16 protein-coding genes are annotated in these 18,183 nt (G+C 68.1%); 3 read left to right on the forward strand and 13 right to left on the reverse strand.

All coding sequences use genetic code 11. From position 1 onward, the window contains the following. Nucleotides 1-5: 5 nt before the first annotated feature. The 7 genes from BCR55_RS19305 to BCR55_RS19335 all read right to left on the reverse strand — a co-directional run bounded on the left by BCR55_RS19305 (nucleotide 6) and on the right by BCR55_RS19335 (nucleotide 10,185). Complete coding sequence (locus BCR55_RS19305; RefSeq protein ID WP_006404208.1) at nucleotides 6-1,445, reverse strand: protein-glutamate O-methyltransferase CheR; 1,440 nt, start codon at nucleotides 1,443-1,445, stop codon at nucleotides 6-8. Then, nucleotides 1,442-1,954: a chemotaxis protein CheW gene (locus tag BCR55_RS19310; protein ID WP_065495475.1), complete on the reverse strand. Its 513-nt coding sequence runs from the start codon at nucleotides 1,952-1,954 to the stop codon at nucleotides 1,442-1,444. The genes BCR55_RS19305 and BCR55_RS19310 overlap by 4 nt, the downstream gene beginning before the upstream one ends. Then, nucleotides 1,951-3,627 carry a methyl-accepting chemotaxis protein gene (locus BCR55_RS19315; RefSeq protein WP_065495477.1) on the reverse strand — a complete coding sequence of 559 codons (1,677 nt, stop codon included), beginning with the start codon at nucleotides 3,625-3,627 and terminating at the stop codon, nucleotides 1,951-1,953. The genes BCR55_RS19310 and BCR55_RS19315 overlap by 4 nt, the downstream gene beginning before the upstream one ends. Before the next feature lie 117 nt (nucleotides 3,628-3,744). Then, the gene (locus BCR55_RS19320; RefSeq protein ID WP_006404211.1) at nucleotides 3,745-4,878 is read right to left on the reverse strand and encodes a hybrid sensor histidine kinase/response regulator; all 1,134 of its coding nucleotides are present in this window, start codon (nucleotides 4,876-4,878) and stop codon (nucleotides 3,745-3,747) included. 420 nt (nucleotides 4,879-5,298) lie between these two features. Next, on the reverse strand, nucleotides 5,299-6,882 hold the full coding sequence (locus BCR55_RS19325) for a Na+/H+ antiporter (RefSeq protein WP_065495481.1): 1,584 nt from the start codon (nucleotides 6,880-6,882) through the stop codon (nucleotides 5,299-5,301). 200 nt (nucleotides 6,883-7,082) lie between these two features. Next, entirely contained in the window at nucleotides 7,083-8,516 is a 1,434-nt protein-coding gene (locus BCR55_RS19330) for an aldehyde dehydrogenase family protein (RefSeq protein WP_006404214.1), read from the reverse strand. Between the two features lie 28 nt (nucleotides 8,517-8,544). Then, the gene (locus tag BCR55_RS19335) at nucleotides 8,545-10,185 is read right to left on the reverse strand and encodes an acetolactate synthase large subunit (protein ID WP_006398015.1); all 1,641 of its coding nucleotides are present in this window, start codon (nucleotides 10,183-10,185) and stop codon (nucleotides 8,545-8,547) included. A gap of 362 nt (nucleotides 10,186-10,547) precedes the next feature. Here BCR55_RS19335 and BCR55_RS19340 point away from each other — a divergent pair, with 362 nt between their 5' ends. Both BCR55_RS19340 and BCR55_RS19345 read left to right on the forward strand, forming a co-directional pair. Next, the gene (locus BCR55_RS19340) at nucleotides 10,548-10,865 is read left to right on the forward strand and encodes a type II toxin-antitoxin system RelE/ParE family toxin (RefSeq protein ID WP_012217495.1); all 318 of its coding nucleotides are present in this window, start codon (nucleotides 10,548-10,550) and stop codon (nucleotides 10,863-10,865) included. Between the two features lie 3 nt (nucleotides 10,866-10,868). After that, entirely contained in the window at nucleotides 10,869-11,168 is a 300-nt protein-coding gene (locus tag BCR55_RS19345; protein ID WP_006398012.1) for an addiction module antidote protein, read from the forward strand. Between the two features lie 36 nt (nucleotides 11,169-11,204). On the opposite strand, the gene BCR55_RS19350 is transcribed toward BCR55_RS19345, so the two are convergent. The 5 genes from BCR55_RS19350 to andAc form a co-directional block, all read right to left on the reverse strand. Beyond that, on the reverse strand, nucleotides 11,205-12,491 hold the full coding sequence (locus BCR55_RS19350; RefSeq protein WP_065495484.1) for a DUF445 domain-containing protein: 1,287 nt from the start codon (nucleotides 12,489-12,491) through the stop codon (nucleotides 11,205-11,207). 113 nt (nucleotides 12,492-12,604) lie between these two features. Next, nucleotides 12,605-13,825 (reverse strand): anthranilate 1,2-dioxygenase system ferredoxin--NAD(+) reductase, encoded by a 1,221-nt coding sequence (gene andAa / locus BCR55_RS19355; RefSeq protein ID WP_065495486.1) that lies wholly within the window; start codon nucleotides 13,823-13,825, stop codon nucleotides 12,605-12,607. Continuing rightward, a complete protein-coding gene (gene andAb, locus BCR55_RS19360) occupies nucleotides 13,815-14,141 on the reverse strand; it encodes an anthranilate 1,2-dioxygenase ferredoxin subunit AndAb (protein ID WP_006404219.1) in 327 nt (108 codons plus the stop codon). Before andAb ends, andAa begins: the two co-directional genes overlap by 11 nt. A 17-nt stretch (nucleotides 14,142-14,158) precedes the next feature. After that, nucleotides 14,159-14,647 carry an anthranilate 1,2-dioxygenase small subunit AndAd gene (andAd, locus tag BCR55_RS19365; protein ID WP_065495488.1) on the reverse strand — a complete coding sequence of 163 codons (489 nt, stop codon included), beginning with the start codon at nucleotides 14,645-14,647 and terminating at the stop codon, nucleotides 14,159-14,161. A 14-nt stretch (nucleotides 14,648-14,661) separates the two neighbouring features. After that, nucleotides 14,662-15,933, reverse strand: a complete 1,272-nt coding sequence (gene andAc, locus BCR55_RS19370; protein ID WP_059875252.1) for an anthranilate 1,2-dioxygenase large subunit AndAc — start codon at nucleotides 15,931-15,933, stop codon at nucleotides 14,662-14,664. Nucleotides 15,934-16,140: 207 nt separating this feature from the next. Between andAc and andR the strand changes: the two genes are divergently transcribed. Continuing rightward, nucleotides 16,141-17,100 (forward strand): anthranilate 1,2-dioxygenase regulatory protein AndR, encoded by a 960-nt coding sequence (gene andR / locus BCR55_RS19375; protein ID WP_065495490.1) that lies wholly within the window; start codon nucleotides 16,141-16,143, stop codon nucleotides 17,098-17,100. Between the two features lie 146 nt (nucleotides 17,101-17,246). On the opposite strand, the gene BCR55_RS19380 is transcribed toward andR, so the two are convergent. Beyond that, nucleotides 17,247-18,143, reverse strand: a complete 897-nt coding sequence (locus tag BCR55_RS19380) for a LysR family transcriptional regulator (RefSeq protein ID WP_065495492.1) — start codon at nucleotides 18,141-18,143, stop codon at nucleotides 17,247-17,249. Between the last annotated feature and the right edge of the window lie 40 nt (nucleotides 18,144-18,183).

Raw genomic sequence — 18,183 nt, forward strand, 5'->3', positions numbered from 1 at the left:
TCGTTTCAGCCGGCCGAGCGCCGCGCGCGCTCGAGCAGCCATTGCGCGCCGGCGCGGTCGCCGCCCGCGTCGAGCAGCGTCGCGAGATGCGTCAGCGCCTCGTGATGCGTCGGCCGCAGATACAGCGCCTTCCGGTAGAAGTCGCTCGCGTCGGCCGCGCGGCCGCGCGCGTCGGCGATCAGCCCGAGCAGGTAGAACGCGTCCGCATGCGGGCCGACGCGCGCGGAAAACTGCGCGAGCACGCGCTCGGCCTCGTCGAACGCGCCCGCATTCGCGAGCGCCTGCGCATCCTCGAGCGTCGGCGTGTGCGCGTCGTCGGCCGGCGTGTCGGTGACGGGCATCGCCGCAACCGGCCGCGCCGGCGCAGCCAGGTCCGCCGCATGCGGGCGGGCGACGGCCGGCCCGTCCGCCATCGCCGTGTCGACATCGACGGCGTGCATGGCGGCCAAGCCGCCGATCGGTGCGGCCGGCGCCGCGAACGCGAGCGGCACCGGCTCGCTCCACGCAGACGGCGCGGGTGCGAAACGCTCCGCGCGGCGATACGGCGCGGCCGCCGGCATCGGCATTGCGCGCCGCGTCGCGCAGCCGTCCGCGGCCGCGCCCGAACGTTCGCGATGAAACGCGAACGCAAGCGGAATGCGCGCGGAACGCATGCCGTGCCGCATCGCGACGCCCGTTTCGGCCGGCCCGACGAACAGCATCCCGTCCTCGGTCATGCACGCGTCGAGTGAACGGATCACGCGATCCTGCACCTCGCGATCGAAATAGATCAGCACGTTGCGGCAGAACACGAAGTCGTAGCGGATGCCGGTATCCGACAGCGGCTCGACGAGATTGGCCTGACGGAACTGCACGCACGCGCGCACGCGCTCGTCGAGCACCCAGCCGTCCGCGGCCGGCGTGAAATAGCGCGCACGGAAGTCGGTCGTCGTGCCGCGAAACGCGTTGCGTCCATAGCTGCCGACGCGCGCGTGCTCGATCGCACGCGCACTCAGGTCGATCGCGTCGATCGCGAAGTCGTCGGGTTCGAGCCCGGCGTCGAGCAGCGCCATCGCGACCGAATACGGTTCCTCGCCCGTCGAGCACGGCGCGCTCAGCACACGCACAACGCGCGACGGCGACGCGGCGACGCGCTGCACCGCGAGCCGCGCGACGGTCGCGAATGCCTCGCGATCGCGGAAGAACCACGTCTCCGGCACGACGAACAGCTCGATCAGCGCGCGCCGCTCGTCGGCGCAGCCGTTGAGCCGCTGCCAGTACGCGTCGAGCGCCTCGGGCGTCACGGGCGGCCGCACCGAGGACGGCAGCCGTTCGCCGTCCGCGGCGAGCAACGCGTGCACACGCTCGGTCACCGCGCGGATCAGGAAGTCGTTGCCGAGCGAATCGGGATCGATGCCCGTCTCGCGCAGCAGCCAGCCGCGAAAGCGCGAATCGAAATCTCTCATGCGGAGTCCCCCTCGCGGCCCGACAGGCCGTCGAACAGATGCAGGCGCGCGACGTCGTCGAGCAGATCGGCGACGGACACCAGCTGCACGATGCCGTCGCGCGTGCTGGCGACGCTGCCGAGCCAGCGCGTGCGCGGCGTCGTCATGCCGCTGGCGCGAAACGCCGCACGGTCGATCCGCATCGTCTGCGTCGCGCGCTCGACGATCAGCCCGATGCGGCGCCCGCCGTCGGCCGCCGCGCCGCGATAGCGGACCATCACGAGCCGCGTCGAGCGCAGCGCATGCGCGCGCCGCCCGAGCGCGAGCATCGGCACGTCGATCACCGGCACCGGCTCGCCGTCGTGGATCAGCAGCCCGGCGATCCAGTCCGGCGCGCCCGGTACGCCCTTCGCCGTTGCGAGCGGCAGCACCGCGTCGATGCCGGCCGCGTCGAGCGCGTAGCGTTCGCCGTCGAGCTCGAACATCAGGAACAGCGCGTGTGCGCCGTTCTGCGATTCCGCGCGCGTCACGCGTCGACCTTGAAGCGCGACACGCTCGTGCGCAGCTGGTTCGCGACGAGCGTCAGGTCGTCGATCGCCTGCGACGACTGACGCAGCGACTCGGCCGTCTGCTGCGCGGCCTCCGACAGCTGCGACAGCGCCTGCGTGATCTGCTCGGCGCCGTTCGCCTGCGTCTGCATGCCTTCGTTGACCATCTGGAAGCGCGGCGCGAGCGTCTGCACTTCGGCGATGATCTGCGACAGCTGTCCGCCGACCTGCTGCACGTCGAGCATCCCGCGCCGCACTTCTTCGGAGAACTTGTCCATCCCCATCACGCCGGCCGACACCGCCGACTGGATTTCCTTCACCGTCTGCTCGATGTCGTAGGTCGCGACCGCGGTCTGGTCGGCCAGGCGCCGAATCTCGGTCGCGACGACCGCGAAGCCGCGCCCGTATTCGCCGGCCTTCTCCGCTTCGATCGCCGCGTTCAGCGACAGCAGGTTCGTCTGATCGGCGACCTTGGTGATCGTCGCGACGACCTGGTTGATGTTGAGCGCCTTCTCGTTGAGGATCGCGAGCTTCGCGTTCACCGAGCCGGCCGCGTCCATCACGCTGCGCATCGTCTCGCCCATCCGCGTGAGCCCGCTCTGGCTCACGCCCGCGAGCGTCGCGGACTGCTCGGCGACGCCGGCCACTTCGTTCATCGTGCGCAGCAGATCGCGCGACGTCGCGAAGATCTCGCGCGACGTCGCGCCGATCTCGGTCGTGGTCGCTGCCGTCTCGTTCGCGGTCGCCTGCTGCTCGCGCGACGTCGCGGCGATCTCGGCCACCGACGTCGTCACCTGCAGCGACGACTGCTGCGCGCGCGCGACGAGCTCCGTCAGCTCGTCCGCCATCCGGTTGAAACCGGTCTCGAGCGTGCCGAACTCGTCGCGCCGCTTCAGGTTCAGGCGCTGCGTCAGATTGCCGGTGCGCATCACGTCGTGCACCTCGACGAGCCGCGCCATCGGCACGGTGATCGTCCGGTACAGGCCGTAGCCGAGCGCGAGCGCGGACAGCAGCACGATCCCGAGCGCGGCCGCGAGCACGATCTCGGTGTCCTGCACCGAGTTGCGGATCTGCTTGGCCGATTCGTCCGCGAACTTGCGGTTCTCCTGCACGAGCGTATTGGCGTAGCGGACCGTCTCCGTCCATGCCGGCAGCACCTTCGCGTAGGCGGCGACCGCATCGTCGCGCGACAACCGGCTTTTCTGCGTGGCGTCGTTCAGCAGCGGCAGATAACGGTCGTACGCCGCGCGGAAGGTGACGAAGCGCGCGCGATCGTCGTCGCGGAACGTCGTGGCCTGATAGTCGGCCGACAGCGTGTCGATCTGCTTCGTCGCGTCGGCGACGCGCGCGAGATCGCGATGCACGGATTCGCTATCCGTATCGACGAAGGTCGCCTGCTGCAGCGCCATGAACGTCTCGTTGACGAAGCCGCGCAGCGACGCCGCGAGATAGACGCCGGGCAGCGAGTCGCGCTCGATGCTGACGGCTTCCGTGTTGATCGCGCGCAGGCGCTCGTAAGACACGCCGGCAGTCACGAGCATCAGCACGAACAGCACGCCGAAGCTGAGCAGGATGCGGTTGCCGAGCGTCAGCCGCACGGCGCCGATCGTCGGGGGCAGGCTTTCATTGGTCGCGCGGGGCGTCACGGTGGCCATGTTGGTTATGGGCTTTCTGATAACTGCGTTGAAAAAAATCCGCGCTCGCCGGCGCGCCGCTGGGCACGCCGGGAACGCATCGGGGTCGGCACGGCATCGGCAGGCCGCGCCCGTCCATCACCGCTGCGCTTGCGCAGGCAGGCGCAGCGCGACCATGAAGCCGCGCGCCGAATTGCGCATCAGGATCTGGCCGCGATGCCGCGCGGCGGTCGCGCGCACGAACGCGAGCCCGAGCCCGAATCCGCTGCGCGCGGCGCCGTGCGCAGATTCGAGCCGCACGAACGACTCGGTCGCGGCCGCGCGCTGCTCGGGCGCGATGCCGCGGCCGGCGTCCTCGACGCCGATCAGCCACGCGCCGTCGTCGGCCGCGAGCGTGCAGTGCACGTCGGTGCCGGCCGGACCGTATTTCAGCGCGTTGTCGATCAGGTTCGCGACCGCGCGCGTCAGCATCATGCGATCGCCCATCGTCACGCAATCCGTGTCGGGCACGTGCGCGACGACGCGGCTGCCGAAGCCGTTCGCCTTCTCCCACAACTGGTCGGCCGCATCGAGCACGATCTCGTTGAGGCTCACGAGTTCGTGCGCGCGCCGTTCCGACTGCGCACGCGTCAGATGAATGAAGCCGTCGGCGAGCGCGAGCGCACGCCGCGCATGGCCGGCAATGCGTTCCATGATCGCCGGCATGTCGCCGTGCTCGGCGCGATAGACGTCGAGCAGCGCCAGAATCGAGGTCTGCGGCGAGCGCATGTCGTGCGACAGAAAGTCGAGCGCCTCGTCGCGCTGCCGCGACATCAGGTATGAATTCGAGTGATAGCGGATCCGCGCCGTCAGCTCCATCGCGTCCGGCAGCTTCACCAGATAGTCGTTCGCGCCGGCGATGAACGCTTCGCGCTTGACGATCGGCTCCTCCTTCGCCGACAGCACGATGATCGGCACGCGCGCCGTGTCGGCGTCCGCGCGCCACGCGCGCACGAGATCGAGCCCGTCGATCTCGGGCATCACGAGATCCTGCAGGATCACCGTGGGTTTCACGTCGCGCGCGACCGTCAGTGCCCGGTGCGCGTCGGTGCACACATGCAGGTCGATGTCGTGTTCGCTGCGCAGCGCGCGACGGATCACCTCGCCGACGAACGGCTGATCGTCGACGAGCAGCACCGATAAACCGGATTGGAGACAATCCGACGCGCTTTCACCGCTCGATTCTTTCATAAATACCGTTTCAAATGCCGAATCTCCAATCGATTCTTTCATATACGTTGTTTATCCGACCTGGACGCTATCTTATTTTTCGGACGGAAAATGCCGCCCGATTTCGCCAGCCTGGCCCGCCGGCCTTGGTGGACGGGGCTTTCGGCCGTCGATTTTCCCCGTCGACGCCCGTATTACCTCCGCACACTTTCTCTCAATAAACATAACCGGCTGATTCTAAATGAAATTAGAGCACAGCATCTATCTCGGAATGATTCAGCTTTGTCAAATGAGCGGAAGCAGTCGGAATCGAATAAATCGGATCATTTCCGGATCGCCGGCGCGCGTGTGCGGCGGGCGGTGCGACTGGGCGCACGGGCCGCCGTCGCGGGCGACCGACGAGCGCCCGGCACGCCACGCGGCGGGCGCGGCGCACGGGCGCCCCGAGGTCCAGCCGCAACGGCGCGTGCGTCCGAGGGCAAATCAGCCGCGCGCGTGATAGGCGGCCACTTCCTGCAGGTCGAGATCGCGTTCGAGCGCATGCAGCATCTCGTCGTGGATGCGGTCCGTGCGATGCAGGCGCAGCAGTTCCGCGCGACCGGCCGCGATCGCGGCCAGCACGACGTCGTAGTGCGCGGTGCGTGCGCTGGCGGGGAACTCGGGCTCGTCCTTCAGCCGCTCGGTCAGCGCCGCGCGGTACGTGTACTGTTCGAGCAGCCGCGGATGGATCACGACCCCGTTCTCGTCGCGCACGAGCGGCTGGATCGCCGCGAGCTGCGCGGCCTCGACGCGTGCCCACGCCTGCGGCTCGCTCAGGTGGTGCGCGGCGCGCTCGTGGCGCTGCGGCAGCCGCAGCAGCCGGATCAGCGGCCCGATCGTCGTGCCCTGCAGCAGTACCGTCACGAGAATCACCGCGAAGGCGGCGACGAGAATCACGTCGCGGCCCGGCATCGCGTCCGGCAACGACAGCGCGATCGCGAGCGTGACGACGCCACGCATCCCGGCCCAGCTCATCACGGTCGCCGCTTTCCAGTCGGGCCCGTCGCCGCGCCGCATGATGCCGCGCACCGGCCATTTCAGCGCTTCGACCGCATAGATCCAGACGAAGCGCGACAGCACGACCGCGGCCAGTACCGCGCCGACCGGCGGCAGCATCGTCGCGAGCACCTGGTCGAGGCCGCCGAGCCGCAGCATCGCGCCGCGCAGCGACAGGCCGATCAGCACGAACACGAGCGCCTCGAGCAGGAACACGATCACCTGCCAGAACGCCGTGCCGCGCGTGCGCACCGCCGCGGAAAACACCTCGTGCTGATGCCAGCCGACGATCATGCCGGCCGTGACGGTCGCGATCACGCCCGACACCTCGACCATTTCGCCCGCGATATAGGCGATCCAGCCGGCGAGCACCGCGACGGTGATCACGAGATAGTCGTCGTCGAGCAGCTTCAGGAACCACACGACGAGCCGGCCGATCACGAAGCCGACCACGACGCCGCCGAGCCCGAGCTCCGCGAAGCCGACCACCGCATGCTGCAGGCTGAACGCGCCGGTCAGCGCGGCGGCCACCGCGAAGCGGAACAGCACGAGCCCCGCCGCGTCGTTCAGCAGGCTTTCGCCTTCGAGCAGCACCATCAGCCGGCGCGGCAGCGCGACGCGCTCGAGCACCGCTTTCGCCGCCACCGCGTCGGGCGGCGAGACGATCGCGCCGAGCGCGAAACACGCGGCCCACGGCAGCGACGGCACGGCCCAGTGGACGGCAACGCCGACCGCGAACGTCGTGAACGCGACCGCGCCGATCGCGAGCAGCAGGATCCCGCCGACGTTGCGCTTGAACTCCTGCCATACCGAGAAGTACGCGCCGTCCATCAGCAGCGGCGGCAGGAACACGACGAGCACGAGGTCGGGATCGAGGTTGATCGGCGGCAGGCCCGGAATGAACGCGATGCCGATGCCGCCGACCAGCAGCGCGGCCGCCGGCGGCAGCCGCAGCCGCTTCGCCACGTATTCGAGCGCGACGATCGCAAGGAATGACAACAGAATCAGCTTGAATGCCGACACGGGGGACATGAATCGACCTCTCGAGGAAGGAACCGGCGGAACCGCCGGTGTCTTGGCCCGGGCGGTCGTTGCGCGCGATTACAACATGACCGCCGCGCGCAGTCGAGGTCGTTCGCCCCGCCGCGGGCGCGGGGCGCGGCCGCGCACGGAAAAACGGCACGCGGCCCGTCCTGCGGCCGGCGTGCCGTCGTCGAGGCGCGCAGCGTGCGTCAGCGACGCCGCACGACGAGCAGGCGCGGCTCGGTCATGTCCTCGATCGCGTAGCGGATCCCTTCGCGGCCGAGCCCCGAATCCTTCACGCCGCCGTACGGCATGTTGTCGACGCGGAACGACGGCACGTCGTTGATCACGACGCCGCCGACTTCGAGTTCGTCCCACGCCTGCTGCGTATGCGCGAGCGAATCGGTGAACACGCCGGCCTGCAGCCCGAAATCGCTGTCGTTGACGCGCGCGAGCGCGTCGTCGAAGCGGTCGAACTTCTCGAGGATCGCGATCGGCCCGAACGCCTCCTTCCGGTACAGGTCCTGGTCGCGGCCGACGTTTTCGAGCAGCGTCGCCTCGAACATCGCGCCGTCGACCTTGCCGCCCGCGACGATCTTCGCGCCGGCCGCCACGGCCGCGTCCATCCAGCCGGACAGCCGCCGCGATTCGGACTCGGAAATCATCGGGCCGACGAACGTCGACGGATCCTTCGGATCGCCCATCTTCAGCGCGCGCGTCTTCGCGATCAGCTTGTCGCGCAACGCGTCGTAGATGTCCGCATGCGCGAGGATCCGCTGCACGCCGATGCAGCTCTGGCCGGACTGATAGAACGCGCCGAACGCGAGACGCTCGACCACATAGTCGAGCCGGTCGCGCTGGTCCGCGTCGACGATCGCGGCCGCGTTGCCGCCGAGCTCGAGCACCACTTTTTTCTTGCCGGCCTTCTCCTTCAGCGCCCAGCCGACGGCCGGCGAGCCCGTAAACGACAACAGCCGGAAACGGTCGTCGGTCGTGAACAGATCCGCGCCGTCGCGATGCGCGGGCAGCACCGAGAACGCGCCCTTCGGCAGATCGGTTTCCGCGAGCACTTCGCCGATGATCAGCGCGCCGACCGGCGTGCGGCTCGCGGGCTTCAGCACGAACGGGCAGCCGGCCGCGAGTGCGGGCGCGACCTTGTGTGCGGCCAGGTTCAGCGGAAAGTTGAACGGCGAGATGAACGAGCACGGACCGATCGGCACGCGGCGCGTATAGCCCGTATAGCCCTGCGCGCGCGCGGAGATCTCGAGGTTCAGCACTTCGCCGTCGATGCGCACCGCTTCCTCGGACGCGACGCGGAACGTGTCGATCAGTCGCGTGACCTCGCCCTTCGCGTCGTTGATCGGCTTGCCGGCCTCGATGCAGAGCGCTTCCGCCAGTTCGTCGAAGCGCTCGCGAAAGCGCGCGACGCAGTGGTCGAGCACGGCCTGCCGCTGGTACGCAGGCAGTTCGCGCATCGGCTTGGTCGCGTCGACGGCCGCGCCGATTGCCGCGTCGATCGCTTTCGCATCGGCGAGCGCGACGCGCGTCGCGACCTTGCCGCTGTACTTGTCGGTGACTTCGAGATCGGTATTCGCGTAGACGGCCTCGTTGGCCAGGTAGTACGGATAGGTTTCCTTCAGCATGGAATGGCTCCTTCCGGTGAACGGGGATTCAGAGCTGCGCCGACAGCCGCTTGATCTCGCGGTTCAGCACGCGCTCGTTGTCGGAATAGTCGACCGGCACGTCGATCACGTGCACGCCCGGCGATGCGAAGCATTCGCGCAGCAGCGGCTCGAGCGCATCGGCCGATTCGACGCGATGGCCGTGTGCGCCGTAGCTCTGCGCATACGACACGAAGTCGGGATTCTTCAGCGTCATCGCGAAATCGGGGAAGTTCATGTTTTCCTGCTTCCAGCGGATCATGCCGAACGCGTCGTCGCGCAAGATCATCACGACGATGTCGAGCCCGAGGCGCACCGCCGTTTCGAGCTCCTGCGAGTTCATCATGAAGCCGCCGTCGCCGCACACGGCGATCACCTTGCGCTGCGGATGGACGATCTTCGTCGCGATCGCCGACGGCAGACCGGCGCCCATCGATGCGAGCGCGTTGTCGAGCAGCAGCGAGTTAGGCTCGTGCGCGCGCCAGTAGCGCGCGAACCAGATCTTGTACATCCCGTTGTCGAGACAGACGATGCCGTCGACCGGCAACGCGTTGTACAGGTCGTTGACGATCCGCACCGGATACATCGGGAAGCGCGGATCGTGCTGGCCCTTCTGCAGGTGCGCGTCGAAATGTTCCTTGATCATCGCGAAGCGCTCGAAATCCCAGTGCGGCTGCGGCGCGATCGCTTCCTTCATCTGCCAGACCGCATTCGCGATATCGCCGACGACTTCGATCTGCGGAAAATACACGGGGTCGACCTGCGCGCCGAGGAAGTTCACGTGAATCACGGTCTTGTCGTCCGCGCGCATGAAGAACGGCGGCTTCTCGATCACGTCGTGGCCGACGTTGATGATGCAGTCCGCATGCTCGATCGCGCGATGCACGAAATCGCCGTCGGACAATGTCGCATTGCCGAGCCACAGCGGATGCGTCTCGTCGATCACGCCCTTGCCCATCTGCGTCGTGAAGAACGGGATGCCCGTCTTGTCGACGAATTCGAGCAGCATCTTGCAGGTCGTCTTGCGGTTGCCGCCCGCGCCGATCATCAGCAGCGGATGGCGCGCGGCCTGGATCGCATCGACGGCATGCGCGACCGCCTTCTGCTCGGCGATCGGCCGCCGGCTGAAGCTGCGCGGGATCGGCTTGCCGTCGCCTTCCTCGTGCGCGATGTCTTCCGGCAGCTCGAGGTGCGCGGCGCCCGGCCGCTCCTCCTCCGCGCGCCGGAACGCCTCGCGTACCGCCGACGGAATATTGCCGATCGACACGATCTGCCGCGTGAATTTCGTCAGCGGCTGCATCATGCCGACGACGTCGACGATCTGGAAGTGGCCCTGCTTGCTGGACTTGATCGGCTTCTGGCCCGTGATCATCAGCATCGGCATCCCGCCGAGCTGCGCATAGGCGGCGGCCGTCACGAAATTCGTCGCGCCGGGCCCGAGCGTCGCGAGACACACGCCGGTGCGGCCCGTCAGGCGGCCGTAGGTCGCGGCCATGAAGCCGGCCGCCTGTTCGTGCCGCGTCAGCACGAGCCGGATCTTCGAGCGCCGCAGCGATTCGAGCAGATCGAGGTTTTCTTCGCCGGGGATGCCGAACACGTACTCGACGCCCTCGGCCTCCAGCGCCTTCACGAACAGATCCGATGCTTTCATGGGGACTCTCGGTTGATGCCGCGCGCACGGCTTACGCACGCGCGACGCTTGAGACGGCGCGCGCCGGCCTACGGCGCGCGAACGTATTACCTACCGGATACGAACCAGGGGCACTGCCCACCGCGCGGCGCGCGGCGGCGCCTCCCGATGGGAGGCGAACGGACCCGCCCGCGCGCGACACGCGGACGGCAAAGCCGTTTTCGATTGTAGACGCTATCTCGAAACGACGACGTCGACGTGAGCGGCACCGTCCCGCACATCGGCCTGACGGCCGAATCCGCGCCATGACCGCGCGCACGGCCGTACTGTGACGCTCCAACCTTCCGATGAGGATGTGAACCGTGGTTGACAAATTGCCTGTGATGCCTTACCTTGCTCCAACGTTCAGCATCCGGACGACCGCCGTGTTCGACGCGTGGTTTGCCGGCCTGCAGGACCGCACCGCGAAGCGCCGCATTCAGGCGCGCATCGATCGGCTGTCGATGGGCAATCTGGGCAACTGGAAGTCCGTCGGGTCGCCCGTCTACGAGATGCGCATCGATCACGGCCCCGGCTATCGCGTGTACTTCGTGCGGCGGCGCACGATATGGGTCGTCCTGCTGTGCGGCGGCGACAAATCCACGCAGCGCGACGATATTCGCGCCGCCCATGCGATGCTCGAGCATCTCGACCTGGAGTAACCGATGAGCAAGATCAGCACGCGGCCGTGGGATTCGGCCGAACACCTGAAGACCGACGACGACATGGCCGAGTATTTCGAAGCCTGCCTCCAGGAAGGCGGCGACGATCCGGCATTCATCGCGCACGCGCTCGGCGTGATCGCGCGCGCCCGCGGCATGTCGCAAGTCGCGCGCGATGCGGGGCTATCGCGCGAGGGGCTGTACAAGGCGCTGTCGCACGACGGCAATCCGAGCTTCGGCACGATCCTGAAAGTGATCAAGGCGCTCGGCCTGCAACTGCACGGCGCGAAAGCGCACGCCTGATGCGCGCGCAGCCGCGCGGCGCGGCGCGCGGCCGGGTCAGTGCAACCAGCCGCCGGCCCAGCGCGGCACGAGCGACACCAGATACAGCCCGAGCCCGATCAGCCCGCCGACCAGCGTGCCGTTGATGCGGATGTACTGCAGGTCCTTGCCGATATTCAGTTCGATCTGCCGCGACATCTCGCGCGCATCCCAGTTGCGCACCGTATCGCGGATATGCCGCATCAGGAAATCCGCGAAGTCGGGCGCCATCTCGTGCACCGCACGCTCGACATGCTCGTTCAGCGACGCGCGCAACGCCGGGCTTTCCGCGAGCCGCGCGCCGAGCCAGCCGCCGAGCGTCGCGGCCTGCCGATGCAGCGCCGAATCGGGGCGCGCGAGGTCGGCCTTCAGCCATGCACGCAACTGCACCCAGAGGTCCTTCAGATAGGCGTTGAACGCATCGCCGTCGCGGATGTAGCGCTTGATTTCGTCGCCCTTGTCGATGAACGCGCGATCGTGCTTCAGACGCTCCGTCAGCGTGTGCACGATGCGGTCGAAGCGCTGACGCAGCTCATGCTCGGGGTCGGCCGCGACCGCTTCGAGCACGCGGCTCACCGCATTCGCGACGAGCTCGGCGCCGTTCTCGCCGAGCCAGTGCGTCGGCATGATCTTCTCGACCTTCGGATATTGCGTCTTCAGCCATTCGACGATGAAGCCCGCGATCACGTCGCGGTTCTCGTCCTTGCCGAGCACCGCGACGATCTGCGCGATCGCATCGTCGAGCAGCGCCTGATGGCGGCCGTCCTTCGTCAGCGTATCGAGGATCGCGCCGGCCGACTGCGACAGGTCGATCCGGTCGATCGCCGAGCGGAACGCGTCGTGCACGAACGACTGGATGCGCGCGTCGTCGGTCATGTCGAGCGCGAAGCTCATCAGCTTCGTCGCGTAGCCGCCGAGCGCCTCGGTGTTCGCCGGCTCGCCGAGCCACGCGCCGAGCCGTTGCGCGGGATCGTGCTGGCGGATCTGCGCGGCGAGCGCGTCGGGGCCGAGAAACTTCTCGCGGACGAACACCGCGAGATTGTCGGCGATCTTGTCCTTGTTCTGCGGAATGATTTCGGTGTGGCGCGACACGAACGGGATCGGCACGCGCCGGAACAGCGCGACGACCGCGAACCAATCGGCGAGCGCGCCGACCATCGCGGCTTCGGCGACGGCCTTCACGCCGTCGATCCACGGGCCGCGCGGCAGAAAGATCGTCGTCACGAACACCGCGACGGCGGCAAGCAGCAGCCACAGCGCGCGGCGCTTGCTGCGTTTCAGTTCAAGGGCTTTGTCTGACGTCATGGGCAACGGGCAATGCACGCGATGCCGCCAATATGCACCGAGTCGGCCGTTGCCGCCAAATGCACCGCACGCGCCCATGCCGCCACGCATGCGCGCGTGCGACCGTGCGCCCGTTACAGAAACGCTTTCAGATTCACGGCCGGATCGGCAAGCCGCGCCGGATCGGGCGTCGCGCCGGCCGCGATCAGCCTGCGCGATGCGCCGATGTCGCGCCCCGCGTTCGCGGCCGCCACCGCGACGATCCTGCCGTCGTGCGCGAGCCCGAACGCGGTGAATGCGCCGCTCGCCGGATCGCCGCGTACGACGATCGCGTGCTCGCTGCCGAACAGCCCGAGCATCTGCAGGTTGCACTCGTACTGGTCGGACCACAGCCACGGCAGCTCCGCGTAGGTGTCGTCGGCGCCGAGCGCATTCGCGGCCGCCACCGCCGGCTGATTCTCCGCGACCTGCCACGACTCGATCCGCACATGGCGGCCGAGCAGCGGATTGAAATGCATCGTCACCTCGCCGGCCGCGAAGATCGCGGGATCGGCCGTGCGGCAGCCGGCGTCGACGCGTATGCCGTTGTCGACGTCGAGCCCGGCCGCATGCGCGAGTTCGACGTTCGGCACGACGCCGATGCCGACGACCACCACATCGCACTGCACGTCGCCGGCGTCCGTGTCGACGATCGCGCCGCCGCCCGCTGCGCGGCGGACGGCGCGCGGCGTCGTCGCAAGCCGGAACGCGACGCCGCGGCCGTCGTGCAGCTGCCGCGCATACGTGCCGACCACTTCCGGCAGCGCGCGCTGCAGCAGCCGCGCGGCCGGATCGATGACCGTCACGTCGCAGCCAAGCTGCCGCGCGGCGGCCGCCACCTCGAGGCCGATGAAGCCGCCGCCGAGTACCGCGACGCGACGGCCGGGCGCGAGCTGCGCGCGCAGCGCACGCGCGTCGGCGACCGTACGCACGTAGTGCAGCGCGACGCCGTCGTCGACGGGCCCCGCGAACGGGCGGACGCGCGAGCCGGTCGCGAGCACGAGCCGCGCGTACGGCAGGCTCGAACCGTCGTCGAGCCGCACACGCTGCGCGTCGCGCTCGATCGCGTCGACGCGCGTGCCGAGCCGCAGCGCGATCCGCTGTGCGTCGTACCAGCCGGCATCGCGCACGAACGCACGCTGTTCGCCGCCGTCGCCGAGCAGCGCGTCCTTCGACAGCACGGGACGGTCGTACGGCAGTTCGCGCTCCGCGCCGATCATCACGATGCGCACGTCGGGATCGCGCGCGCGCAGCGCTTCGGCCGTGCGGCGCGCCGCATGTCCGGCGCCGACGATCACGAACGGGTCAGCCGACATTGACTTCCACCTGTCCGTCGACGATCCGGATCGGATACGTGCGCACCGGCTCGGTGATCGGCGCGCACTTCGGCGCACCGGTGCGGATGTCGATCAGCCCCTGATGCAGCGGGCATTCGACGCAGCCGTCCTCCACATAGCCTTCGGACAGCCGCGCGTGGCCGTGCGAGCAGAGGTCGTGCATCGCGAACAGCTCGTCGCCGATCCGGAACACCGCGATCGGCTTCTGTCCCGCCACGCGCGCGGCCGGTTCGTCTTCGGAAAATTCGTCGAGCGTGCCGAGCGGATGCCACTCGGCGAGCGTTGCTTCGGTCATGTCGTCTCCTTGCTGGATCAGATCGGCGTCGCGAGCAGCGTCTGCACGCGCGACGTGTCGTAGATCACGCGTTTCGTGCGGTAACGCCAGCCTTCAGGCGTGCGCACGACCGTGTCGTAATACTTACCGGCCTGATACACGTTCGATTCGCCGTTGCTGCGCGTCTGCACGACCACGTAATTGCTCTCGGTCTCGATCTCGCCGTCGCGCTGCGCGACGATCGTGAGGCCGGACGTCATGTGCCGGTACGTATGCTCCTCGTAAATGTTCGCGTGCCGCAGCGACACGACGCGATCGCGCAGCATCCGCCGGTTCGTGCAGTGCACGATGCCGACCGGCAGCCCGAGATCGGCGTTCTCCTTCGGCACGATCTCGTACGTGCAGTCCTCGGTGAACATCTCGGGCCACTGTTCGAGGCGGTTGTTGTCGAGGTGGCCGATGTAGCGGTTCTGCAGCATGTAGATCGCGAACCACGTGTTCATGTCTTCGGTCAGGTTGTCCATCATTGCGCGCTCCCGATTCAATAGCCCATCAGCTTCTGGTAGCCGACCCAGAACTTGCGGATCAGGCTTTCGGTGATCACCGTGTCCTGCTGGTCGGGATTGCCGCGCGACATCTCGATCACCGACGTCGCGTCGCCGTCGCGCACGGTGCCGCGCTGCACGAGCTCGGTCGCTTCGGTGTCCTCCATCGAGATGTAGCCGGCCGGCCCGACGAGGTTCGCCTGCTTGATGCGCAGCGCGCGCAGTTCGGGCGTGTCGTCGGTGTAGCCGAAGAAGTGGAAGATCAGCTCGAAGTTGTCGGGTCCCTTCGGCAGGATCTGCCGCGCGACGAGCGTGTTGTGGATCTGCTGGATCACGAGCTGCGGAAAGATCGGCTGAATGTGGTTCGTGCAGTCCTCGTCGTATTCGGACACGAGATCGAGGATCGATTCGTCTTCCAGATGAAAGCCCTCGTCGAACGACCGGATGTTCTGCTGCTTGTAGGCGGCCGACGTGTCGTCGCCCGTCTTCGTCACGGTGATGATGCTGTGCAGCCCGTGATTCGCGTCCGGAATCGAGCGCGCCTTCATCCCGACGCGGAAGATGTTGAACGTCGTATGGAACAGATGCAGCATGCTCGCGTGATACGGATCCTTGACGTTCTCGAGATAGAGCTTCCAGTTCGACTTCGAATACTGGCGCGTACAGCCGAGATACTCGATCGGCTTGTGGAAGATCCGGTCGATCCACGGACGCATCTGCTCGCCGAGATAGTCGGGCAGCGGCGCCACCTCGTCGCTGAACGTCGCGAACACGAGCCCGCGATAGCTGTCGACGCGCAGCTGGCGCAGCCCGTGCTGCTTCGGATCGAAATCGGCCGGCATCCCGGTCATGCCCTTCTGGCCGCGCCGGAACGGCACGCCGAGCAGGTTGCCGCGGTTATCGAAGCTCCACTGGTGATAGACGCACGTATGCGAACTCGCGTTGCCGCGCGCCTTGCGGCAGACCTGCGCACCGCGATGCGCGCAACGGTTCACCCAGGCGGCCAGCGTGCCGTCGTCCGTGCGCGTGACGACGACGGGCGTGTCGCCGACGAACGTGCTCTTGAAGTCGCCGGGATTCGGGATTTCCGCTTCCAGCGCGACGAAGTTCCAGGTCGGCCCGCGGAAGATGCGTTCCTGTTCGCGGTCGTACACCGCGCGCGAGCTGAACACCTTGTACGGCACGCGCGAGCCGTCGTCGTGCGGGAAAACCACGTCGGCGGCGGCGTCGCGCGCGGCGAACCGGACGGGCGATTCTGTGTGCTCCATGTCGGACTCCTTGTCGATCCGTGTCGTTGACTCCATGGAGCGGATTTTTGAAACGCTAATATTCGGCGTCTATCCGGAAAGTGCGATTGCGGCGGCGCAGTATCCACTTTCGGCGGATTTCTGCGCTAGCATGACGCACACACGATGCCGCGCGCGGTCGCGACCGATTCGTCCGACCGATGCGCACGTCCCCACAAGGCCCGGCCCATGTCCCCAACGCCGTTCGAGCCGCTTGCGCTGCGCGCGCATCGGCTGTTCGAATCCCGCGATCTCGACGAAACGCGCGAGCGGATCTCGCGCGTGATGCAGCCGCATGCACTGCTGCCGAGCGGCCGCGTGCGCGGCGCGTCGCATATGGATTTCGTGCGGCTCGGCGGGCTCGGGATCGGCACGATCGCGTTCGGCGATGCGATGCGCGTGCAGGTCGACGCGGTCGACGGCTACTACCTGCTGATGTTCTGCCTGTCCGGCCACGCCGACGTGCGCGCGATGGGGCGGCAACTCGGCGTCGATGCTCAGACGGGCGTGCTCTGCGCGCCGGGCGAACGCTTCGATGCACTGCTGTCGGCCGATTGCGAGCAGTTCGTGCTGCGGATCGACGCGGCGACGGTGCGCACGCTGACCGGCGATCCGCGCGCGACGCTCGATCCGGTGCTGCACGTCAGCGACGCGGCGCTCGCCGCGTGGCGCGATCAGCTGATGCTGGTCGCGCGCTCGCCGGAGCTGCTCGAACGCGCGCGGACGAATCCGCGCGTCGCGTCGCAGCTCGAGCATCTGCTGATCGATCTGCTGATCGAAGGCCACCCGCCGTCCGTGCTGCCGGCGGCACGCCACGATCCGGTGCCCGGCTTCGTGCGGCGCGCGCAGGAATTCGTCGATGCGCACTACGCGCAGCCGCTGCAGCTCGCCGACATCGTGCGCGCGGCCGACGTGCCCGAGCGCACGCTGCGCGATGCGTTCCTGCAGTTTCGCGGCACGAGCCCGATGCAATACCTGCGCGCGAAGCGCCTCGAGCATGCGCGCGAGCTGCTGCTCGGCGCGACGCCCGAGCGGCGCATCGCCGACATCGCGCTCGACTGCGGGTTTACGCACCTCGGCCGGTTCGCGCTCGCGTATCGGGAAAGATTCGGCGAATCGCCTTCGGACACGCTTGCCGGGCGGTCGTAAGCGCCGGTGCGCGCTCCGGCGTCTGGATGCCCGCGCTCAGGCGCTCATGCATCTCATGCACTCAGGCGCCGCCGCCATGCGGACGCACGCGGGATAGGCCGTTAGTTGCGAACCGGCGAGGCAATCGATCGAGCGATCGACCGCCGCTACGCCTGCCCCGCCGGCACGATCATCTCGCGCGCGATCGCGCAGAACTTCGCGGTCGCCGCGCTTTCGCCGTGCAGCCGGCGGCTCATGATGATCGGCGACGTCGCGACCGGTTCCGGCAGCCGCCGGTAGACGACGCCCTTCACGCGCACGCCCTCCACGCTCTCCGGCACCAGCGACACGCCGACCTTCGCCGCGACGAGCCCGAGCGCCGTCTGCAGTTCGCGCACCTCGTGCACGGCGGCCGGCACGAGCGCGCCGTCGCGCAGCGCGGACAACTGCTGATCCGCGAAGCTCGGCCGCGGCGTGCTCGGGTAGACGATCAGCGTTTCGTTCGCGAGGTCCGCGAGCGTCAGCGGCCGGTCGGGATCGGCGAGCGGATGACCGACCGGCACCGCCGCGATCAGCTTTTCCTCGATCAGCGCTTCGCGCACGAGCTGGTCGTCGTCGAAGCGCAGCCGCCCGAAGCCGACGTCGATCCGCCCGCCCTTCAGCGCGCCCAGTTGCTCGAGCGTGAACATTTCGACGAGCGACAGCTCGACGTCCGGCTGCGCCTCGCGAAACGCGCGGATCACGTCGGGCAGCGCGCCGTACAGCGTCGACGGCACGAACCCGATCACGATCCGTTCCGACAGCTGCGCGAGCCGCCGCGTCAGCGGCCCGAGTTCGTCGGCCTGCTCGACGAGGCGTCGCGCCTGCGCGTAGAACACGCGCCCCGCGTCGGTCAGCTTCAGCGGCCGTGCGCCGCGCACGAACAGCGGCAGCCCGAGTTCCTCCTCGATCGCCTGCAACTGGCGGCTGAGCGGCGGCTGCGTGATGTGCAGCCGCTCGGCCGCGCGCGTGATGTTCATTTCCTCGGCCACGGCCATGAAGTACCGAAGCTGGCGCAATTCCATTTCATGCTCCGAAGGTATGGAAGTAGTCGGAAAGAGTGTT

Origin of the sequence: Burkholderia sp. CCA53, assembly GCF_001685525.1 — a bacterium.
GTDB classification, from domain to species: Bacteria; Pseudomonadota; Gammaproteobacteria; order Burkholderiales; family Burkholderiaceae; genus Burkholderia; species Burkholderia multivorans.

Bases quoted from the DNA above. Each gene is read 5' to 3' on its own strand.
- BCR55_RS19305 (WP_006404208.1), bottom strand. From the start codon at position 1,445: ATGAGAGATTTCGATTCGCGCTTTCGCGGCTGGCTGCTGCGCGAGACG.
- BCR55_RS19315 (WP_065495477.1), bottom strand. From the start codon at position 3,627: ATGGCCACCGTGACGCCCCGCGCGACCAATGAAAGCCTGCCCCCGACG.
- BCR55_RS19320 (WP_006404211.1), bottom strand. From the start codon at position 4,878: ATGAAAGAATCGATTGGAGATTCGGCATTTGAAACGGTATTTATGAAA.
- BCR55_RS19325 (WP_065495481.1), bottom strand. From the start codon at position 6,882: ATGTCCCCCGTGTCGGCATTCAAGCTGATTCTGTTGTCATTCCTTGCG.
- BCR55_RS19330 (WP_006404214.1), bottom strand. From the start codon at position 8,516: ATGCTGAAGGAAACCTATCCGTACTACCTGGCCAACGAGGCCGTCTAC.
- BCR55_RS19335 (WP_006398015.1), bottom strand. From the start codon at position 10,185: ATGAAAGCATCGGATCTGTTCGTGAAGGCGCTGGAGGCCGAGGGCGTC.
- BCR55_RS19340 (WP_012217495.1), top strand. From the start codon at position 10,548: ATGCCTTACCTTGCTCCAACGTTCAGCATCCGGACGACCGCCGTGTTC.
- BCR55_RS19345 (WP_006398012.1), top strand. From the start codon at position 10,869: ATGAGCAAGATCAGCACGCGGCCGTGGGATTCGGCCGAACACCTGAAG.
- BCR55_RS19350 (WP_065495484.1), bottom strand. From the start codon at position 12,491: ATGACGTCAGACAAAGCCCTTGAACTGAAACGCAGCAAGCGCCGCGCG.
- andAa (WP_065495486.1), bottom strand. From the start codon at position 13,825: ATGTCGGCTGACCCGTTCGTGATCGTCGGCGCCGGACATGCGGCGCGC.
- andAb (WP_006404219.1), bottom strand. From the start codon at position 14,141: ATGACCGAAGCAACGCTCGCCGAGTGGCATCCGCTCGGCACGCTCGAC.
- andAd (WP_065495488.1), bottom strand. From the start codon at position 14,647: ATGATGGACAACCTGACCGAAGACATGAACACGTGGTTCGCGATCTAC.
- andAc (WP_059875252.1), bottom strand. From the start codon at position 15,933: ATGGAGCACACAGAATCGCCCGTCCGGTTCGCCGCGCGCGACGCCGCC.
- andR (WP_065495490.1), top strand. From the start codon at position 16,141: ATGTCCCCAACGCCGTTCGAGCCGCTTGCGCTGCGCGCGCATCGGCTG.
- BCR55_RS19380 (WP_065495492.1), bottom strand. From the start codon at position 18,143: ATGGAATTGCGCCAGCTTCGGTACTTCATGGCCGTGGCCGAGGAAATG.